This is a genomic window from Streptomyces sp. NPDC001848 (assembly GCF_042891915.1).
Lineage (GTDB): Bacteria > Actinomycetota > Actinomycetes > Streptomycetales > Streptomycetaceae > Streptomyces.
Genome location: NZ_JBIATP010000004.1, coordinates 399594 through 418349, shown reverse-complemented (window position 1 = coordinate 418349; position 18756 = coordinate 399594). Strand labels below are relative to the sequence as shown.

Here is an 18756-nt window from a genome sequence, read left to right as displayed (position 1 = left end):
CCCGCGCCCCCCCCGCGGCCCCCCCCCCCCCCGGGGCGGGGGCCGGGCCCCCGCCACGCCCCCCCGAGCGGGCGCCGCGCACCCGCGCGGCGCCCACGCTTCTGGAGACTTGATGAACATCCTCGGTTTCGGCGACAACGTCGTGGACCGTTTCGTGGACCGCGGCATCGACTACCCGGGCGGCAACTGCGTCAACGTCGCCGTCTACGCCCGCCGTCTCGGTCTCGACACCGCCTATCTGGGGGTATTCGGAGATGACGACCTTGGCACCTTCCTCCGTACGGCGGTCGCGGCCGAAGGCGTCGCGGTGGAGAGCAGCGTGGTACGCCACGGCGAGTCCGGCGTCTCCACCCTCCATGTCCAAGGCGGCGACCGGGTGTTCCTCGGCTACAACGGCGGGGGCGTCACCGTACGGGAACCGCTGGTCCTGGACGAGGCCCTGCTGGCGTACGCGGCGTCGTTCTCGCTCGTGCACTCCAGCGTGTACTCGCACACCGAGAGCGAACTGCCCAAGCTCGCCGGGGCCGGCCCGCTGGTCAGCTTCGACCTCTCCGACGACGACGAGTTCCGCACCCCCGCCTACCTCGACCGCGTCTGCCCGCATCTGGACCTGGCCCTGCTGTCCTGCTCGGGCCTGGACGAGGCCGCCACCCAGCGGTTGCTGGAGGACGTGGTGGCGCGCGGGGCACGCATGGTCCTGGCCACGCGCGGCCTGGCGGGGGCCACCGTGTACGACGGCCGAAGCGCGGTGACGGCGCCGGCGTTCGCGGCGGACGCGCGGTCCATGGCCGACACCATGGGCTGCGGCGACGCGTTCCTCGCCGGTTTCGCGGTGTCCCTGCTGCGGGACGGCTGGTCCCGCAGCGCACCGCCGTCCCGTCCCGCTGTGGAACGCGCCCTGCGGCACGGCGCGCAGTCGGCCCACGACCAGTGCTTCGTCGAGGCCGCCTTCGGCCACGGCCGGCCTACCGCGTCACTCAGGCCCGCGGCCCCCGAGACACCTGTCCGGGCACCGCTCGACCGCACCGGCGCACCCGCCGCGGAATGGCAGCCGTAGCCCGTCGCACCAGCGAGCATGACGGTCTCGCAGACCATGCACGCCGATCCCGCCGAGGCGAGCGCCGCCCCGCCGGACACTCCCTTCAGGGGTTGCGCACGGCCGCGCGGTCGGCCTGCTTGGCCAGTTCGACGTTGAACTGGGCACCTGCGAGGAGGGCGAGGTTGGACAGCCACAGCCAGACGAGGAAGACCACCACCCCTGCCAGGGAGCCGTACAGGCGGTGGTACGTGCTCGCGTGGGAGGCGTAGACAGTGAAACCGAAGGAGGCCGAGAGCAACAGCACGATCGCCAGGCCGCCCCCCGGAGCCATTCTGCGCAGCGGACGCGAGGGTGCGGGGCCGGAGCGGTAGAGCACCAGGACCAGGGCGACGGCCACCGCCGCCAGCACCGGCCAGCGCAACGCGTCCCATGCGGCCTCGGGGACCGTGCCCATGTCGAGTGCCCGGCCCAGACGGCGCGCCAGACTGCCGCTCAGCAACAGCGAGAGCGTAGTGCTCAGCAACAGGGTGATCAGCACCACTGCCGTGATGACGATGCGCGGGGCGGTCCGCCACACCGGCCGGTGCGCGCTGACGTGGTGCATGGCGTGCAGGGCCCGGCGAAAGACGCTCAGATAGCTGGAGGCCGACCACAGGGCTCCCGCCGCGCCGAAGAAGAGGACCAGCCAGGCCGCGGAGGACTGGTCGGCCATCTGCAGCAGGGCACCGCGCACCAGGCTCCTGGATTCGGCGGGGACCACCCGGGTGACCCGGTCGATCACTTCGGGCTTCGCCGTGGGCATGGTGAGCCCCAGCACCGACAGGAGCACCAGCAGTACGGGGAACAGCGCCAGGACCGCGTAGTAGGTCAGAGCGGCCGCCCAGTCCGTCACGTCGTCGTTCCAGATGGCCACAGGCGTCCGGCGTAACGCGGCCCACCACGGAGCTTTCCCGCGGCGGCCCCCGCGCACCGCGTCCACGCGCGCGCGTCCGGCGGTCTCCGGGACGGCGGTCTCGTCCGACCTGCTCATGGACCCCGTCCTTCCCGACCCGTGATGAGGCGTGCGCAGCCCGTTTACCCGCCCTGCCCTCAGTGATGTGTCGCCTTTCGGGTGACCTGGACGAAGCGCGTCCTGCCGGGGGTCGCCGCCACGCCGACCCCGCTCCTCGGCCTTCCTCGGCATGCGGCACCGCGGCACGCACACCGGCCGGCCCCGGCGGGCATCGCTTACCGTGCCGGAGCCGCCGGGTGCTCACGGCCGCCGTCGCGGTCCGTGAGGGAGCCTGCAGCGGTTGGCGGCGCCGTGCCGGGGCACCCTTCGACCATGGAGGACAGTCGGCCCACCCGTCCACCGACCCGCGCCTTCGTCCTGGGCGGCGGCGGTGCACTCGGCGCCTACGAGGTCGGCATGCTCAAGGCGCTGTTCGCCGCCGCCGTGCACCCGGACCTCGTCGTCGGCACCTCCGTCGGCGCGATCAACGGCGCCGCCGTCGCGGCCGACCCGTCACGGGCGTCGGTGGCCCGGCTCGCGGACCTGTGGACCGGTCTGGGACGGGCCGGCGTGTTCTCCGGATCGCTGCTCGGGCGGCTGAGCACCGCCGTGCGCAGCGGCACCCACCTGTACCATCCGGCGCCGCTGCGCGACCTGCTCTCCTCGCACCTTTCGGTGACTCGCATCGAGGACCTGGTCCTGCCGTTCCAGTGCGTCGCCGCGAACATCGAACGGGCCGCCGAGCACTGGTTCGCCGCCGGGTCGCTGGTGGACGCCGTGCTCGCCTCGTGCGCGGTGCCCGGGCTGCTGCCGCCCGTCCAGCTGGACGGCGAGCACTTCCTCGACGGCGGCCTGGTCAACAGCATCCCCGTAGGCCGCGCGGTGGCCCTCGGCGCGACCGAGGTCTACGTCCTGCAGGTCGGCCGCATCGAGCGAGCCCTCTCCCCGCCACGCGCGCCCTGGCAGGTGGCGCTGGTGGCGTTCGAGATCGCCCGTCGGCACCGGTTCGCCCGCGACATGGCGGACCTGCCGCCCGGCGTCACGGTCCGCGTGTTGCCGTCGGGCTCCGATCCCGGGGAGGGCACGGCCAGCCTGCGACAGCTGCGGTACCGCACCTTCGGCCGGACCGCCGAGCGCATCGAGCGTGCCTACGCGGCCTCCTCCCGGTACCTCGATACCGTTCTCAGCGCACCCGACGGCGCGCCATGACCGGTGCGGGTGCGCATCGAGGACTTCCGGTGCGGCTGGCCGGCCCGGTGGTCACCGGGTTGCGCCGTACGACCACCATCGCGCTGCTGCTCGCCCTCGTCCCCGGGGTGGCCGCGCTCCTCGTCTCCGCGGGCGTGCTCTGCGCGCCGGTCTCGCTCGCCACACGCGGCGCGTGGCGGCCGGTGCGGATCACCGGGTTCGCCCTCCTGTATCTCCTGGTGGACCTGGCCGGGCTGGTGACCGCCGCCGGCCTGTGGGCGCGACGCGTGCCCACCTGGCGGGACCGCGCGGAGCGGCGCGCCGCGGACGCCGCTGACGCGTTCACCGTGCTGGAGAGAGTGCTGCGGCTGCTACGGCGGGCGAGCGAGCGAGTCTTCCGCCTTCGGGTGGAAGTGACGCCCCCGCTTCCGGTCGCGCACGGACACACGGCGGCGCCGGTCCTGGTGTTCGTACGGCACGCCGGGGTCGGCGACTCGTTCCTGCTGCTCCAGACACTGCTCAGCGACGCCGGGCTGCGTCCCCACACCGTCCTGAAGCGCACCCTGCGTGCCGACCCCGCACTCGACGTCCTCATCGGGCGGGTCCCCCACTGCTTCCTCCCGCCCCTCGACGGGCGGGCCGAGGACGCGATCGGGGATCTGGCGGCGGGGCTGGGCCCGGGCGACGCACTCGTGATCTTCCCGGAGGGCGGCAACTTCACGCCGCGCCGCCGCCGACGCGCGATCGCCTCGCTGCGCCGCCGGGGGCTGCCGCGCCGGGCGTCCCGCGCGGAACGCATGCACCATGTGCTGCCGCCGCTGGACGCCGGCGCCCTCGCCGCGATCGCCGCCGCGCCTGCGGCCGACGTGGTCTTCGTCGCCCACACCGGCCTCGACGTCGTCCACTCGGCGCGCACCGCCTGGACCAGGCTGCCGCTGCGTGACGCCGTGCGGGCGCACTGGTGGCGCATACCCGCCGGCCGTGTCCCGTCGGGCGACGACGCCCGCAGCGAGTGGCTGCTCAGCCAGTGGGCCCGCGTCGACCGCTGGATCGCCGACCACGCCACCCCGGACGCGACGCACGCGTGACCGCGCACCGCCGGTTCCTGATCCGGTCGCGGGCCGGGGTGTGGGGCCGACTGCACGAGGCGGTGCTGCACCGACTCGATGACGCCGGCCTCATCGACGTCTCGCGCGTGGTCCTACGAGGCCGACGACTCGCATCGTCCTGGACATGCCCTGCGCCCCGGTCGGGGCGCAGGGAGAGACGGAGCCTCAGTTGGTGAAGAGGTTCTCCAGCGAGCCGGAGGTCCGGGGCGAGCAGGTGTTCTCCAGGCAGCCGAGGTGCCACAACCGCTCGATCGTCGCCAGAACCGTGTAGTGGTCGGCCGGCACGTCGGACACCTTGTGCGGACCTGCCTGGGAGTTGATCACGAGCAGGGGGGCGTCTCCGCCACCGAGCACCGCGGAACCCGCTCCCACCGGGCTGCCCGGCCCGCCGGAGTAGCCGGAGTAGTCGTTCTCGTCCCAGGCGATGACGATGCTCGAGTTGGACGTCTGCCACGTCCTGGAGCTCATGATCTTGGAGACCGTGTCCTTGAGGAACTGGTCACCCAACTTGATCGCACCGTGGTCCAGGCCGGAAGCGGGGGTGCCGCAGGCGGGGAGGCCGATCCGGTCCGCACTGCTCGGCGACACGCCGTGCATGTCGTGGCACTGGTCGGGGCTGATCCAGCTGAAGGCGGGGACGGTGCCTGCGGCCAGGTCGGCGTCGAAGTTCTTCTCGAACGGGACGACCCGCTGGAGCCTGGGGTTACCCGGCGAGTTGACGTCCGAAAAGTACATGAACGGGTTGTGCTTCTGCGCGTACAGCTTCACGGTCGTGCCGTTGACCGTCGGTGCGTACTCACCCTCGAAGCCGGCCTGCGGCATCGACTGCATGTACGCCTTCCAGGACCGCCCCTTCGCCTCCAACTGGTCGACGAGGTTCTTGCCGGAGAACATGTGCGGCGTCTTGCTCGCGCCGGCCACCTGCGAAGGCGTCAGCGACGCGGTGTCGGTCGAGTCACCCGAACCCGGCACGAATTCCTCCGGCGCGCAGGTGACGTCCGCCCCCGCCTTGCAGTCGTCCCAGATGCCCTGGAACGAGCCGGAGAACATGGACAGGTAGTTGGGCAGGCTGGGATGGGTGACCCCGTGGAAGTTCTTCGCCACGTTGTACCGGGCGGCCAGATGGTTGATGTACGGAGCATCGGCGGTGTTGCCGATGATCTGGGAGAACCCGTGGTTCTCCATCATGATGTAGAAGATGTGCGCCGGGGCGCCCTCGGAAGTCTTCGGCTGTGCCGGTGTCGCGGAGGCCGATCCGGCGACGACGCTGCTCGCCGCCGCCACGGTTGCGGCCGCTCCCAGAGCGATCTTCCGACTTACGGCTGCTCTTCTGCCCATGTCTGTTTCTCCTGTGTCTCAAGGCCGGGCGGCAGCCTGGCAAGGTCGGCGAACCACGGTGAGGCGCCCCGGGAGAACGGGAGGTGAACCTCGCGGCAAGACCGGGCAATGACAGAGTCACGACAATTCGCGGAAAACCCGGTGCCCTGCCGCCGGATTCCGTGCAGCTCCGGCCTGCACCTCGTCGCCGAGCTTGATCTTGCCGGTCGGCCTACAGGCAGCGCTGATCGGAAAGAGTCGGAGGGATCGGGCGGGTCTTGTCGCCGCCCCTGACGGCGTCGTCTTCATCCCCTTCAGTCGGTCGCTCCCCCCGGGGCCGCGGGCACCGCTTGCACCTCTCCTCACGTTTCCGGTCGTTCGTCGACGCGCGCAGGACCGTGCGATCGATCGGAAGGAGTCAGGCCGCCTGCACGCGCGCGGCCGTGTCCGGCGAGGTACCACGATGACTGCCAGGTCGCACCGGCGGCACCGCAGAGCAGTGGCTGTCGCCGCCACCGCACTCCCGCTCACCGCGTCCACACCCGGCACCGTGGCGACGACCACAGCCGCCGCGCCGCATCCGCACTCGGTCGACTGCCGGACCAGTCGATGCGTGGCCCTGACCCTCGACGACGGCCCGACGCAGTACACGAACGCCGTCCTCGACACTCTCGAACACATGCACGTCGTCGGCACGTTCTTCCTCATCGGGCCGCACGCACTGCAGTACCGCGCGGACGTGCTCAGGGAATACCGCGACGGCGACGCGATCGGTGATCACACCGCCACGCACCCCCACCTGACCCTGCTGTCCCGGGCCCGAGTCGGCCACGAGACAGAGACCGCGGCACGGCAGATCGCCTCCGTCACCGGCCACCGGCCGACGCTCTTCCGGCCGCCGTTCGGGGCGATGGACGCACATGTCCGCGAGGCGGCCGGTGTTCCGGGCGCCACCAGGGCGGCTGCCAGCAGGAGTTCGGCGATGTCGCCGCCGTGGTACATGATCTCCACGCCGCCCTGGACCTGGGGAAAGGGGGAGCGGATGTCGACCCAGAACGCGCCGTACATCATCCGTGCGATGACCGCGTGGACGGCGATGGCGCAGCCGAGGCACACCAGCCGGGCTCGTGCGCCGAGGCGGGTCCGAGCGGGATCCGGGCCTGCGATGGCGTACGCGAACAGGCACTCCCACAGCAGGAAGTGCGCCCCGTACACCGCCGTGATGACCGCACTCCCCCAGCCCTCGGGGTCCTGGCTGCTGGCAGCCGGCAACGGCACCGGCATGCGGCTGTGGGACCCCCTCACGGGACGCCTCGTGCATTGCCTGCTCACCGCGGCACCGGTCACCAACATCGTGCACACCGCCGGCGACACGCAGCGTGTGCACATCGCCGGGCCGGCAGGGCATGCCGTCCTGAGCTGGCCGCTTGAGACAGGGTCATTGTGAGAAGGACCATCCACCCGCGGTGCGCGCCGCCGTCAACTACCGCCAACCGGTTGCGGTCTTGGCAGCGAGCCGCTGCACGCCCTGGACACCGGCCCGACTCAGCGGATAGCCAATGAACGGCCACCGACGACGAATTGCGACCTGGTGCGAGGATCGAGGCGCGCTGCCGCCTGGGAACATCCCCAGCAGGACCAAGGTCGCCAGGCCGAGCGCCGAAAGGCTCCCGGCGACCGCCAGCACTGTGGCTGCCAGCGCCGGTTCCACACCCCGGCGGCTCATCTGCCGGTACACCCAGGCGGTGGCGAAGCAGCGCCGCCGGGCAGCGTGCCGGCGACCGCGTTGCGGGCTACAGCGATTGCGATCGTCCGCCGCAGCTTCCACCGCACCCCACCCACCCGCAGCAGCAGACGCTGCACAGCGGCGAGGAACGCCAGCGAAAGCGCCTCGCACCCCACGGCCACTGCCAGCCGGGACCAGCACACCCGGGAGATCAGCCCGAACGCCTGAACAAGCTCTTGCCGGCGCCAGACAGCCACGCCGACCGCGGCCCCCACCAACACAACGGCACCCAACCACCGCACCCGGCTCGACCGTGACAAGCGGCTTGTCGTCAAGCCCTCTTGGTGCGTCGATACGGACTCCGGCGACTCAGGCAACGGCCCTCACCGCCGCGCGACGGCGCAGGCGGCGACGGAACCGCCGCCGAGACGCAGTGCCGGCAGCCTCGACCGACGGCCGGACGAGCGCAGACTGCCCCGGCAGGGGCCGGGGCAGGGGCGTAACCCCCGGCACTCCTCCTGCCGTTGATCACTGACCGCGTCAGCACATCATCAAGGCGCAGGGCCGAGTCGAGAGGCGCGCCGCTCCTGGTGGAGTGCCTGCGCTTTGCAACAAGCCCACCGGACACTCGCAAAGCAAGCGCACCCCGCGTCGCGTGCTGACACGCAACGGACGCCCTGCATTGCGGAGCCGGGGCGACACGCGGCCCATCTGTAGGTTCGTCACCTCACGTACTCGACGCGGGCTTCGTGGGAGAACACCGGGGCGCCCGCGAGACTCAGCGCTATGCCCACCGCGTCGCACTGCCCCAGGTGAAGGGCAGTCGCTCGGGTCCGCTGCCGACGCCGGGACCGCCGACGGTGGGGCACCTCGCCATCAGCGAGCCCCACCGCCGACCTGCCGCTGCTGACAGCCCACCGCACCGACCTGGTCACGGGGCGCATGACAGCCGGGTCTGCGACGTGCTGACCGACGTGTTCCCTGCTTGTCGCATCCACGGTTCTACGTTCGGGCCGTCGCCAAAGCGTCCCGCCGACCTTGTTTCTACCTGTTGGCCAGGGCGTCGGCCTCCGAACGGGCCAGCAACGCTTCGAGAGCAGCGGATTCCGCCTCCAGAATCGCGGCGGCGGCGTAGTCGATCGCGAACGACGCGTAGTACTCCGCATCGTCCGCGTTGTGCTGGGCGCGCTTCACATCAAGCTCAGCCTTGCGCTCCTGGAAACGGCTCTTGACCGTCGCTACATGCTCCTGCCACTTGTTGCTTGCCTCTTCCAGTGACGCAGCAGCAGCGGCCTTCTGCTCGGCTGTCTCACGGCGCAGCTGCTCTGCCCGCTGTTCCGCCTCCCGCTGAGCCTCCTCGACAGCAGCCGACAACTGCTCCCGGTTCTTGGCGATGGCATTCTGCACCTGCTCTTGTGCGTGCTTCGCCCAATCCGTCAGCTGGGTGATGCGGTCCGTCGTCTCCGTCATGATCCTGCCTCCCCGATTGCCTACAAAAGGGGCTCTCACTAAGTCGAACACACACTTCAGGAGCCCGCTATTCAGGTGATGGAAGTTGCATTCGCTACCGCCACTGGCCCAAGCGGTCACCACCAAGCCCGGCATCGGCTCCCCCCGTGCCCTGACCCGGATGTCGGACACGGGGTTATGCGGCTGGATCCCCGGCCTGGGAGAGCCCCTCGCCCTCCAGTCGGCGCAGACCGCCGCGCAGCTCCACGTCGAGCCGAGGGTGGTCATGCTCTCGGGCTCCACCGGCACCTCGGGACGAGGCGTGGCAGTCAACAAGGCGCGGCCTCGAGTGCCCACGACGAGCAGCTCTTGCTCCCACGGCGGCATCGAGCAAGACGCAGGCCGAGTGGCCGTGGGGTTCGACGCCGGATGTGTGAGAGGTTGCAACTGGAGATGAGGCCACGACCGACAGGCTGTGAAGACTGGGAAGACTGTGGGCCTCGTGCTCTTCAAGCGGGCGCAGGGGTCTGGTGTTCGGGGCCGGCGGGAGCCTGAGGCAGCGTGGATGATCGGCGCGCTGTGCGCCCTGGAGGACGATCACGGCTGGGATACGTCTACCGCGGATGTCATCCTGGGCACTTCCGCGGGAGCCATCGTGGGTTCGATGCCGGGCGCAGAAGGACCTCGACACACGCTCCGCCACGGCGCCGCCGCAACCGGCGGACGTCGGCGCACGCGCGCTTCTCGCCGCCGTCCGCCGCCGGTACACGCAGATATCGACCGACCGCCATATGACAGGGCTTTGCGCCCACGCCACCCACCGGACGCGCCCTGGGAGCCGGTGCCGCGTGAATGTCAGGGCGCGGTGGACCTTAACCGCAGTGGTGGGTCGACCGTGTGCGGTCCCGGGTGCGGATGCTCAGGCCGAGCCGCAAGCTGGTGCCGTAGGCCGTAACTGTCGGAGGAAATGCCATGGATGCGGTGGCCGCGGGTGCGATCGCCCGGCCGGGCCTGTGGTGGACGGCGCCGCCAGCTGCCGGTGTGGACACATCAGTTCTCCCGACGCCGACGATGTGCGCCGGCTGATGAACGCGGCCTGTCGGCTCGCGCCGTGACCGAGCAGGCGTCGGGACCAGTGGCCGCTGCGCGGTGGCCTTATCTGATCGTGAATGCCCATTCGGGAAGGGGGAAGGCGAGCCGGTTCCGGATCGCGGACCGAGCCCGTGCCCTGGGGGCTCAGGTTTTCCTGATCGATCGTTCCCGGCCTCAGGACCTCGCCGCTGTGGCTCGACGCGCGGTGAATGACGGTGCGGATCTGCTGGGAGTGGCCGGCGGAGACGGCACTCAGGCACTTGTCGCCGCGGTGGCCGCGGAGAGCGGTGTTCCTTTCATGGTCGTTCCGACGGGTACCCGTAATCACTTCGCGATGGACCTCGGCCTGGACCGTGAGGACCCTCCGGCCGCGCTGCAGGCCCTCACAGACGGCGTCGAGCTGCGGGTGGATCTCGGCTTCGCAGGTGAGCGGGCGTTCGTCAACAACGTGTCGTTCGGAGCCTATGCCGCCCTGGTGCAGGACCCGGCCTACCGCGAGGACAAGATCGGCACGATGCTGCGGATCCTCCCTGAATTCCTTGCCCGCCACCAAGGGCCGGAGCTGGTGGTATGCGCCGGGCTGCTCACGGTGGACCGGCCGGACGCCGTGCTGGTGAGTAACAACCCTTACCAGGTCGATGACCCGGCCGGGCTCGGCAGGCGTGCGCAGCTCGACTCCGGGCTCCTGGGAGTACTGGCCGCCAGGGCGGAAACGCCCGCCGAAACGGCCGCCAGGCGGCGAAGCGGGCCGACGCACGGGCTGACCCGTCTCGCCACACCTGACGACGTTGTCATCCACGCCGATGCCCCGGTCGTCCCCGTCGGGCTGGACGGCGAAGCCGTCACCCTACCGACTCCCGTGCGATGCCGGATCAGTCCCGGCACGCTGCGGGTACGGGTGCCCCGCCATCGACCGGGCGCCCGGCACGCCGGGCGGCCGCCGGGATGGGCCGTCGTCCAGCGGGCGGCCTCACTGGTCGGGCGGCCCCATGGCCGTCACACCGACTGGCCGAAGCACGCCGCACGGTGAGCAGCAGGCCACGAAAACGGGCCCGAATGACCCATTGGGGCATGAGTGGAGGAGGGCAGAAGGTGGGACTATGAGGCGATTGCCAAACGATCCGCGTGCGCGCCCATCCCACCGTAGGTTCAGCACAGCCAGACATCCGTCCGGCCCTGTGCCGACGCGTTCCTCTGTGTGGGAGGGCAGACGCCCAGGTGGTGGTCGCTGATGGTGACCACTGTCCGGGCCCGGCCGCGGGCCGGGGGGTGTGTTGCCTCGGCGGCCGCCCTGCCCACCGCACAGGTGCTCCGTGATCTCCACATGACGGAGGGTGGCCTGTCGTCGGAGGAGGCAGCACGACGGCTCAAGCGCTGGGGACCGAACGCCGTCCACTCCCACCGGGCCCGGGCGTGGCTCGTGCTGTGGCATCAGGTGCGGTCGCCGCTGCTCGGTCTGCTGCTGGCCGCAGCCGTGGTGTCTTACTTCGTCGGGGAGCGCAGCGACGCAGCGATCATTGGGGTGATCGTGGCGCTCTCCGTCGGACTCGGATTCGTCAACGAGTACCGGGCCGAGAAGACTGCCCAGTCGCTGCACGCGAAGATCCGTCACCGTGCGGTCGTGCTGCGCGATGGGCGGCCCCAAGAGGTGGAGGTCACCGGTCTGGTTCCGGGCGATGTGGTCGAGCTGCGGCTCGGCGACATCGTGCCCGCCGATCTACGGCTGCTTCAGGCAGCCGGGCTGGAGTGCAGCGAGTCGGTGCTGACCGGTGAGTCGTTGCCGGTCGAGAAGAACACCGCCCCGGTCCCGGCCGGCACATCGCTGGCCGACCTGAGCGGATGCGCTCTGATGGGCACCGTGGTCCACTCCGGAAGTGGCCGCGGTGTCGTGGTCGCTACCGGCGCCGAGACCGAGTTCGGGAAGATCGCCGCCGGGCTGAGCGGCCACCAGCTGGAGACCGAGTTCCAGGTGGGGCTGCGCCGGTTCTCGATGCTGCTGGTGTACGTCGCCGGGGCACTGACCACGTCGATCTTCATCATCAACGTCGCCCTGCACAAGCCGATGATCGACGCCCTGCTGTTCTCCCTGGCCATCGCGGTCGGCATCACCCCGCAACTGCTCCCCGCAGTCGTTTCCACCAGCCTCGCCGCCGGCTCCCGGCGGATGAGCCGACGCAAGGTCCTGGTCAAGCGGCTGGTGTGCATCGAGGACCTCGGCGACGTCGATGTACTGTTCACCGACAAGACCGGAACCCTTACCCAGGGCCGCATCGACTTCATGCGGGCCGTACCCGTCGCCGGCACTTCGGCAGAGGAAGTGCTGCACTGGGGACTGCTGTGCACCGAATCGGACGTGGACGACCAGGGCCGGCCCGTGGGCGGCAACCCGCTCGACGACGCCCTCTGGGACTCCCCGGCCGCCGCCGCCCAGCGCTCGGCGCTGAGCGGTTGGAGGCGGACCGGCGTCCTGCCCTTCGACCATGAGCGGCGGATGATCTCCGTCACCGTCACCGACCCCACCTGTGCCACCGTGCTCATCACCAAGGGCGCCCCGGAGACGGTACTGGAACGCTGCCCGGAGGTGCCCGAGCCGGTCCGCGAGGCGCTGGACGCCGAGTTCGCCGCCGGAAACCGCGTCGTCGCGGTGGCAACCAGGCCTGCCCACCCAGCCACCGCACTCACCGCCGCCGACGAACACAACCTGCACCTGGCCGGTCTGCTGGTTTTCCTCGACCCGCCCAAACCCGACGCGGCCGAAGCACTGAAGCGGCTGGACGCGCTCGGCATCACCGTGAAGATCGTCACCGGAGACAACCCCGCGGTGGCCGCCAAGGTCTGCCATGACCTGGGGCTGACCGACGCCGCTGTACTGACCGGTTCCGGGCTCGACGCCATGGACGACGAGCGGCTCACCACCGCGATCGGGCACACCACCGTCTTCGCCCGGGTCAGTCCCGAGCACAAGGCCCGCATCGTGCGCCTGCAGCGGCGGACCGGCGGCGATGTGGCCTTCCTCGGCGACGGGGTCAACGACGCCCTCGCGCTGCACGCCGCCGACGTGGGCATCTCGGTGGACTCGGCGACGGACGTGGCCAAGGACGCGGCCGACGTGATCCTCCTGGAGAAGGACCTCGGGGTCCTCGCAGACGGGGTCGCCGAGGGGCGGCGGATCTTCGCCAACACCATCAAGTACGTGCTGATGGGCACCTCGAGCAACTTCGGCAACATGTTCAGCGCCGCCGGCGCCTCGCTGTTCCTGCCGTTCCTGCCGATGCTGCCCTCACAGATCCTGCTGAACAACCTTCTGTACGACACCAGTCAGCTCGCCATCCCCACCGACGAGGTGGACGAGGAGCAGGTACGCCGCCCGGCGCACTGGGACATCGCCTTCATCCGGCGCTTCATGATGTGCTTCGGGCCGATCAGCTCGCTGTTCGACTTCGTGACCTTCGCGGTGATGCTGGGGGTCTTCCACGCCGACGCGGCCCAGTTCCACACCGGATGGTTCGTGGAGTCCCTCGCCACACAGACCCTCGTGATCTTCGCCATCCGCACCCGCCGCATCCCCTTCTGGCGCAGCCACCCCAGCCTGCTCCTGGCGCTGACCGCCCTGGGGGTCGTCGCCCTCGGCGCCGCCCTGCCCGCCACCCCACTGGCCCCCGTCCTCGGCTTCCAGCTGCTGCCGACCGCCTTCTTCGCCGCAGTGGGTGCCATGGTCGTCGTCTACCTCCTCCTCGTCGAGCTCGGCAAGCGGATCTTCTACCGGACCGCGCGTGCCCCGGCTCGGCCCCGACCGGCCGTCGGTCACCGGCACCTGCGTCGCCGCGCAGCCCGGTTCAGCACCGTCACCCGGCTGCCGCACCCGCAAGCCCCCCGCCGTCCGCCGGCGAACGGTCCACACCCGACGGCCACCACCGCGTCACTCCACTCGCCCACTCCTCGGACCCCGTCTGCGTGATCCGCCGGAATCGTGCACCCGCCCGCGATGCGACTCAGCATTGCTCCGGGCGGTCGTGTTTTCTACAGCGCAAGGACGCGGGTGCGGTGCGCAGACGGCCGGCGGCGCCTCGGCGGTCAGGTCTGGATGTCGAGTGCCGGCACGGCGGCGCGGTTGATCCACCGAGGTGAGATCGCGTGGTCGCGGCCATTGCCTGACAATGTGGCTGTGGACAAGGGGCTCTGAGCGGCTCACCTGTGGGCGACAGACGCCTGGCACCGTGGGCACGTGACCGCGACCGGCTGTCATGCCTTGGAAAGGGAGCGCGGACATGCATCACCGAACGGTCGGAGAGCTCATGACCTGGGAGGTCGTCCGGGCGCGGCGTGACATGCCGTTCAAGGAGATCGTCAAGCTCCTGGCGGAGAACGATGTGACCGCCGTGCCCGTGGTGGACGAGCTGGACCGCCCGATGGGTGTGGTGTCCGAGGCCGACCTGTTACGCAAGGCCGCGGACCAGGCCGACCCGTCCGGCCGGACACCCATTCCGCACTTGGAGGCCTGGGAGCGGGCCAAAGCCGAGGGGGCCAGGGCCGAGGAACTGATGTCTGCTCCCGCAGTGTGCGCGCGCCCGGAGTGGAACGTAGTCGAGGCGGCCCGCCTGATGGCGGTCCACAACGTCAAGCGGCTGCCCGTGGTGGACGAGACGGACAAGCTCCAGGGCATCATCAGCCGCGGGGACCTGCTGCGCATCTTCCTGCGCCGTGACGACGCCATCCGCGACGAGATCACCCACGACGTGCTGCAACAGACGATGCACCTCGCTCCCACAGAGGTGACGGTCGAGGTACGCGAGGGTCAGGTCACCCTCCGCGGACCCGTCGAGTCCAAGAGCCTGATCCCCGTCATCGAGCGGCTGTGCCGAAACGTGGACGGCGTGGTCTCGGTCGCCGAGCACATCACATACCGGAACGACGACCCCGAAGGCCACCGCACCGCCCCGTGAGGCATCCAAGGCTGGGACGGAGCAGGCAGGGGCGGCGCCACCCGGGGAAGCGGCACTGGCGCACGACGAGCCCGCGAAGGCGTGTGGATGCACCATCGCTCCGGACGAGAGAACACCGGCCGCCATGGCCGGTGCTACTGGTCTCGCACCCGGCCGACAGGTCTGTCGCAGAACAATGTGGAACAGCTGGGGAGTCGGCGATGACACGTACGGAAGGACGAACCCCGATGGTGGTCGGCCTCGACCCCGATCCTGGCAGACGCATGGCGCTCGCCTGGGCTGCCGACGCGGCAGACCGGCGCCGCCTGCCGCTGCTGCTGGTTCTCGCGCAGAACCTGCCGACCCCCGGGTACCGGCCGACGGGCGGGCGCCCGTCCTGGGAGGAGTGGAACGAGGCGCTGCATGCGACGGGGGATCGCCTGGTGAAGGATGCGGTGGCCTCCGTCGAGTCCCGACATCCCGGAGTGCAGGTGTCCGGGCTGCTGGCGGAGGGACACCCGGCGTGGGTGCTGTGTGAACAGGCACAGGACGCCAAGGAGGTAGTGGTCGGATCCTGGCATCTGAGGGCTCTCCAGGAGCTCTTCACCTCGGCCGCCGTCAGCCTGCCGCTCATCGCCCACGCACCCTGCCCTGTGGTGGTCGTACCGGAGCCGGAGCACATCACCCAGCAGCCGCCGTACTTCGTGGTCGGGGTCGATGGCAGCCCTCATTCCGCGGCCGCCGTCGACCTCGCCTTCGAGGAGGCCGCCCTGCGCGGCGCGGTCCTGCGTGCCCTGTACGTGTGGCACCCTCCGCATCTTGGAGTCCTGAACGAGGACGCGGCCGTCCAGGAGTGCCGTCGGGTGCTGTCGGAAACGGTTGCCGGGCGTGGCGCCGCCCATCCGGAGGTGGATCTGCACCACGAGGTCGTGCACGGCCACCCGGTACAGGTCCTCACCAAGGCGGCAGAGCACGCTCTCGGCCTGGTCGTGGGCACACGCGGGCACGGCGGCTTCACCGGCATGCTGCTGGGCTCCGTCAGCCAGGGCGTCCTGCACCACGCACGCTGCCCGGTCATCACCGTCCCGCATGCGCCCGGCCAGTAGTCTCCGACGCACCCGAAAGAAGCTCCTCATGCCGGACACGAAACGGCAGTCCATGTCCCGGCGCGGACGTGCCCCGCAGGCAGCTCCCTGGGCCTGCGTTCATCGTCGTCCCTTCCGTGGTGCGACGATCACGCGCCGCACCACCCAAGGCAGGATCCGCCACAGCCCGACGCACACCAGCAGGGTCCCCGCACCGGCCGCGATCCCTGCCATCCGGCCGAGTGACACGTCCACCACCAGGAGCACCGACCCGGTGAACGCCAGCATGAGCACCCACGTCCCGATCCTGGCCAGGCGCGAGGAGACGCGCACGATGACGGGTTTGGCATGCTGATGGAACAGAGCCCTGTGCAGCGCGGCGGGCGCCGTGAACAGGGCCGCGGCCAGCACCGCGAGCAGGAGCGTCGTCACGTACGTGGCGCGCTGCACTGTGTCCAGCATCGGGAAGCGCGGGGCGAACGCCAGCGTCAGCAGGAACGCGAAGAGGATCTGCACCCCGGTCTGGGTGACCCTTAGCTCCTGCAGCACCTCGGCGAAGTTGCGGTCGGCACGCTCCAGGGGTGTCTCGTGCCGTCCCTGGTGGGCTGGTCCGTCGGCCATATCAACGAGTATCCGCTTTGTCCCCCTCACGCACGTGGCGGAGAAACGCCCGGTGGCGATCGGAGCCGATTTCTCACCGCCTCGATGCGGGGTTCATCAGCCAGGTCACCGTACGGCTGATGTCCGACAGCGACAGGATGCCGACGAGTCTGCTCTCGTCCATCACCAGGACGCGGTGCTCGGCGCCGGGCTCCATGCGGGGCAGCAGATCCGCCAAAGAGTCCTCCGGGCCCGCTACGGAGGCCCGCGACAGCGGCACCATTACCTCGCCCACCGTCACCGTCCCGTTCTTCTCGAACGGCACCTGCCTGGCGCTGTCCAGCGTCACCAGCCCGACCGGTGCCCCGTCCACACCGCGCACCGGGAACGCCGAGTGCCGGTACCGGTACCGCGGGTCGCCCAGCAGGTCCGCGACCGTCAGGGCTGCCGGCACGGTGAGCGGATCCCGCGTCATGGCGTCTCGCACGGGGACGCCGGCCAGTACAGCACGCAATTGCGCCTGCCGTCCCTCGGCGGTTGCGGCCGCGATGAGGAACCAGCCGATCAGGGCCAGCCAGAGCCCACCGAACCCGCCGCCCCTCATGAACACCACAAGCCCCAGCGCGACGAGCAGCCAGCCAAGGACGCGTCCCGCCGCGGCGGCCCCGGCAGTCGCCCGAAGCCGGTCTCCTGTACGCCACCACAGAAAGGCGCGCAACAGCCGCCCGCCGTCGAGTGGAGCGGCGGGAAGGGCGTTGAAGACGGCGAGCAGCAGGTTGATGCCGGCAAGCCAGGTCACGACCTCGACCAGAAGCCTGGGCGCGGACACCAGGTCGAGCAGCCAGGCGCCCAGCAGGAAGAGCCCGCCCAGCAGGAGACTGACCAGTGGGCCGACACCCGCGATCCGCAGTTCTGCCGCGGGGTTCGAAGCCTCCGACTTCAGCCGGGCCACTCCGCCGAGCAGCCAGAGCACGATGTCGTCCACGGCCACCCCGTTGCGCCGCGCCACCACAGCGTGCGCCAGTTCGTGGGCGAGGAGAGAGGCGAAGAAGACCACGGCAGCCCCGAGGCCCGCCAACCAGTACACCACCGGGGTATGGCCCGGATATGCCTGGGGAAGACGGCCCGTCGCGAGGCCGAACGCGATGATGCCGAAGATGAGCAGCACGCTCCAGTGGACCCCGATCCGGACCCCAGCGATCCGCCCCAGCCTAATGGTCGCCCGCACGGCGTCTCTCCCTGCTCGAACCTGAAAGGGCAGGAGCGACATCCTCGGATCGCGCGGCTCCGTTTCCTGCACAGACGACCTGTTCCCCGAGCCGCTCGCCGCCCTTTTGCACCGAGTACCCCCTGTGGGCGTATAGGGGCGGGCAACCGTGCGGCCACCCGAAACACGGCCATCGCCGCGCTCGAGCCGAGGGCGTCAGCGGATCGGGAGCGACGCAGACGCGGGCGCAGGCTGCGGCGGCGTGATCCAGTGCGTGTGGCGGTGCCCCTAGAGCTGGTTCATGTTGTTGTCGCCGTCACCGCGTCCGCAGTGGCACTGTCGGTCACTGCCGCGACGGGCTTCTCGTCGGAGGCGACCCAGCCTGCGCTGTAGGGGTCTGCGCGCCGGACGGTTCGCTCGCCCACGTCCCGCGGTGCGGCCCCGGGGGGGTGGTCACCCGCCGGTGGGAGGGAACCGTTCGCCTTCCTAAACAAGAAGGGGAAAGGAGAGGGGGCAACGGTGCAAGCAGAAGCCGGGCAGCCGGCGGCGCTTCTGCCACTCGGTTGTCGGATCGACCAGGTACGGGGCGACGATGTCGGTGTGGATGCCCAGGCAGGAGGAGAGTGCCGCATTCACCTTGGCCAGCTCCTCCGCCAGCACGGTGTTGTACCGGTAGTCGCGCGCCTCGCCGCCCCCGCAATCCTCCAGGTGGTCGTCGGCATCACCCACCAGGAACCCACGCCCGCCGGCACCCTTGCAGAGACGGGGCCGGGCATGTTCTTCGCCCCCGACCAGATGCGCAAGCGCATCGGCGACTGGGGGCGGGAAGGGCTGGACCACCGTTTCGCCGAGGCATGGAAGGAGTTCCTGCCCGTAACCGAGGGGTGGGTCGACATCGTGCACAGCAAGGGCCCCCAGAGCCTCGAACGGGTCTGGCGCGAGGTCCAGTCGGGGCGGACCTCGCCGCGGACCGGTCACGTCATCACCTCCTAGTTACCCGAGCCCGGCCCAGGCCAGGTCCTGGTGAACGC

15 protein-coding genes and 2 pseudogenes are annotated in these 18756 nt (G+C 70.5%); 10 read left to right on the top strand and 7 right to left on the bottom strand.

What is annotated here, in order from left to right:
- Positions 1 to 112 precede the first annotated feature (112 nt).
- Entirely contained in the window at positions 113 to 1057 is a 945-nt protein-coding gene (locus ACFYZJ_RS10900) for a PfkB family carbohydrate kinase (RefSeq protein WP_388565411.1), read from the top strand.
- A gap of 85 nt (positions 1058 to 1142) precedes the next feature.
- Here ACFYZJ_RS10900 and ACFYZJ_RS10895 read toward each other — a convergent pair whose 3' ends face one another.
- A complete protein-coding gene (locus ACFYZJ_RS10895; protein WP_388565408.1) occupies positions 1143 to 2069 on the bottom strand; it encodes a YihY/virulence factor BrkB family protein in 927 nt (308 codons plus the stop codon).
- A 294-nt stretch (positions 2070 to 2363) separates the two neighbouring features.
- On the opposite strand from ACFYZJ_RS10895, the gene ACFYZJ_RS10890 reads away from it, so the two are divergent.
- The 3 genes and pseudogenes from ACFYZJ_RS10890 to ACFYZJ_RS10880 all read left to right on the top strand — a co-directional run.
- The gene (locus ACFYZJ_RS10890; RefSeq protein ID WP_388565405.1) at positions 2364 to 3239 is read left to right on the top strand and encodes a patatin-like phospholipase family protein; all 876 of its coding nucleotides are present in this window, start codon (positions 2364 to 2366) and stop codon (positions 3237 to 3239) included.
- Between the two features lie 29 nt (positions 3240 to 3268).
- Positions 3269 to 4306, top strand: a complete 1038-nt coding sequence (locus ACFYZJ_RS10885) for a hypothetical protein (RefSeq protein WP_388565402.1) — start codon at positions 3269 to 3271, stop codon at positions 4304 to 4306.
- Positions 4297 to 4422, top strand: a pseudogene (locus ACFYZJ_RS10880) (IS5/IS1182 family transposase); the annotation flags it as partial. The gene ACFYZJ_RS10885 and the pseudogene ACFYZJ_RS10880, both read left to right, overlap by 10 nt.
- Positions 4423 to 4492: 70 nt before the next feature.
- Here the strand turns inward: ACFYZJ_RS10880 and ACFYZJ_RS10875 are convergent.
- Positions 4493 to 5665, bottom strand: coding sequence for an alkaline phosphatase family protein (locus ACFYZJ_RS10875; protein ID WP_388565399.1), 1173 nt, complete (start codon positions 5663 to 5665; stop codon positions 4493 to 4495).
- A 442-nt stretch (positions 5666 to 6107) separates the two neighbouring features.
- On the opposite strand from ACFYZJ_RS10875, the pseudogene ACFYZJ_RS10870 reads away from it, so the two are divergent.
- Positions 6108 to 6521: pseudogene (locus ACFYZJ_RS10870) on the top strand (polysaccharide deacetylase family protein); the annotation flags it as partial.
- Here ACFYZJ_RS10870 and ACFYZJ_RS10865 read toward each other — a convergent pair.
- Positions 6422 to 6928 carry a cytochrome c oxidase assembly protein gene (locus ACFYZJ_RS10865; RefSeq protein WP_388565592.1) on the bottom strand — a complete coding sequence of 169 codons (507 nt, stop codon included), beginning with the start codon at positions 6926 to 6928 and terminating at the stop codon, positions 6422 to 6424. The pseudogene ACFYZJ_RS10870 and the gene ACFYZJ_RS10865 sit on opposite strands and share 100 nt — an antisense overlap.
- Positions 6929 to 8414: 1486 nt before the next feature.
- Entirely contained in the window at positions 8415 to 8840 is a 426-nt protein-coding gene (locus ACFYZJ_RS10860) for a hypothetical protein (RefSeq protein WP_388565396.1), read from the bottom strand.
- Between the two features lie 1090 nt (positions 8841 to 9930).
- On the opposite strand from ACFYZJ_RS10860, the gene ACFYZJ_RS10855 reads away from it, so the two are divergent.
- From ACFYZJ_RS10855 to ACFYZJ_RS10840, 4 genes are all read left to right on the top strand, one after another.
- Positions 9931 to 10941 (top strand): diacylglycerol/lipid kinase family protein, encoded by a 1011-nt coding sequence (locus ACFYZJ_RS10855; protein WP_388565394.1) that lies wholly within the window; start codon positions 9931 to 9933, stop codon positions 10939 to 10941.
- Between the two features lie 201 nt (positions 10942 to 11142).
- Positions 11143 to 13869 carry a magnesium-translocating P-type ATPase gene (gene mgtA / locus ACFYZJ_RS10850; RefSeq protein ID WP_388565391.1) on the top strand — a complete coding sequence of 909 codons (2727 nt, stop codon included), beginning with the start codon at positions 11143 to 11145 and terminating at the stop codon, positions 13867 to 13869.
- A 310-nt stretch (positions 13870 to 14179) separates the two neighbouring features.
- Positions 14180 to 14854, top strand: a complete 675-nt coding sequence (locus tag ACFYZJ_RS10845; protein ID WP_388565388.1) for a CBS domain-containing protein — start codon at positions 14180 to 14182, stop codon at positions 14852 to 14854.
- A 200-nt stretch (positions 14855 to 15054) separates the two neighbouring features.
- Positions 15055 to 15939 carry a universal stress protein gene (locus ACFYZJ_RS10840; RefSeq protein ID WP_388565385.1) on the top strand — a complete coding sequence of 295 codons (885 nt, stop codon included), beginning with the start codon at positions 15055 to 15057 and terminating at the stop codon, positions 15937 to 15939.
- Positions 15940 to 16038: 99 nt separating this feature from the next.
- Here ACFYZJ_RS10840 and ACFYZJ_RS10835 read toward each other — a convergent pair whose 3' ends face one another.
- The 3 genes from ACFYZJ_RS10835 to ACFYZJ_RS10825 all read right to left on the bottom strand — a co-directional run bounded on the left by ACFYZJ_RS10835 (position 16039) and on the right by ACFYZJ_RS10825 (position 18454).
- Complete coding sequence (locus ACFYZJ_RS10835; protein WP_388565382.1) at positions 16039 to 16539, bottom strand: DUF6328 family protein; 501 nt, start codon at positions 16537 to 16539, stop codon at positions 16039 to 16041.
- A gap of 73 nt (positions 16540 to 16612) precedes the next feature.
- Positions 16613 to 17746, bottom strand: coding sequence for a site-2 protease family protein (locus ACFYZJ_RS10830; protein WP_388565380.1), 1134 nt, complete (start codon positions 17744 to 17746; stop codon positions 16613 to 16615).
- A 465-nt stretch (positions 17747 to 18211) separates the two neighbouring features.
- On the bottom strand, positions 18212 to 18454 hold the full coding sequence (locus ACFYZJ_RS10825) for an acyl-CoA dehydrogenase family protein (RefSeq protein ID WP_388565377.1): 243 nt from the start codon (positions 18452 to 18454) through the stop codon (positions 18212 to 18214).
- On the opposite strand from ACFYZJ_RS10825, the gene ACFYZJ_RS10820 reads away from it, so the two are divergent.
- Entirely contained in the window at positions 18434 to 18718 is a 285-nt protein-coding gene (locus ACFYZJ_RS10820) for a DUF2855 family protein (RefSeq protein WP_388565375.1), read from the top strand. The genes ACFYZJ_RS10825 and ACFYZJ_RS10820 overlap by 21 nt on opposite strands.
- The last annotated feature ends 38 nt before the right edge of the window (positions 18719 to 18756 follow it).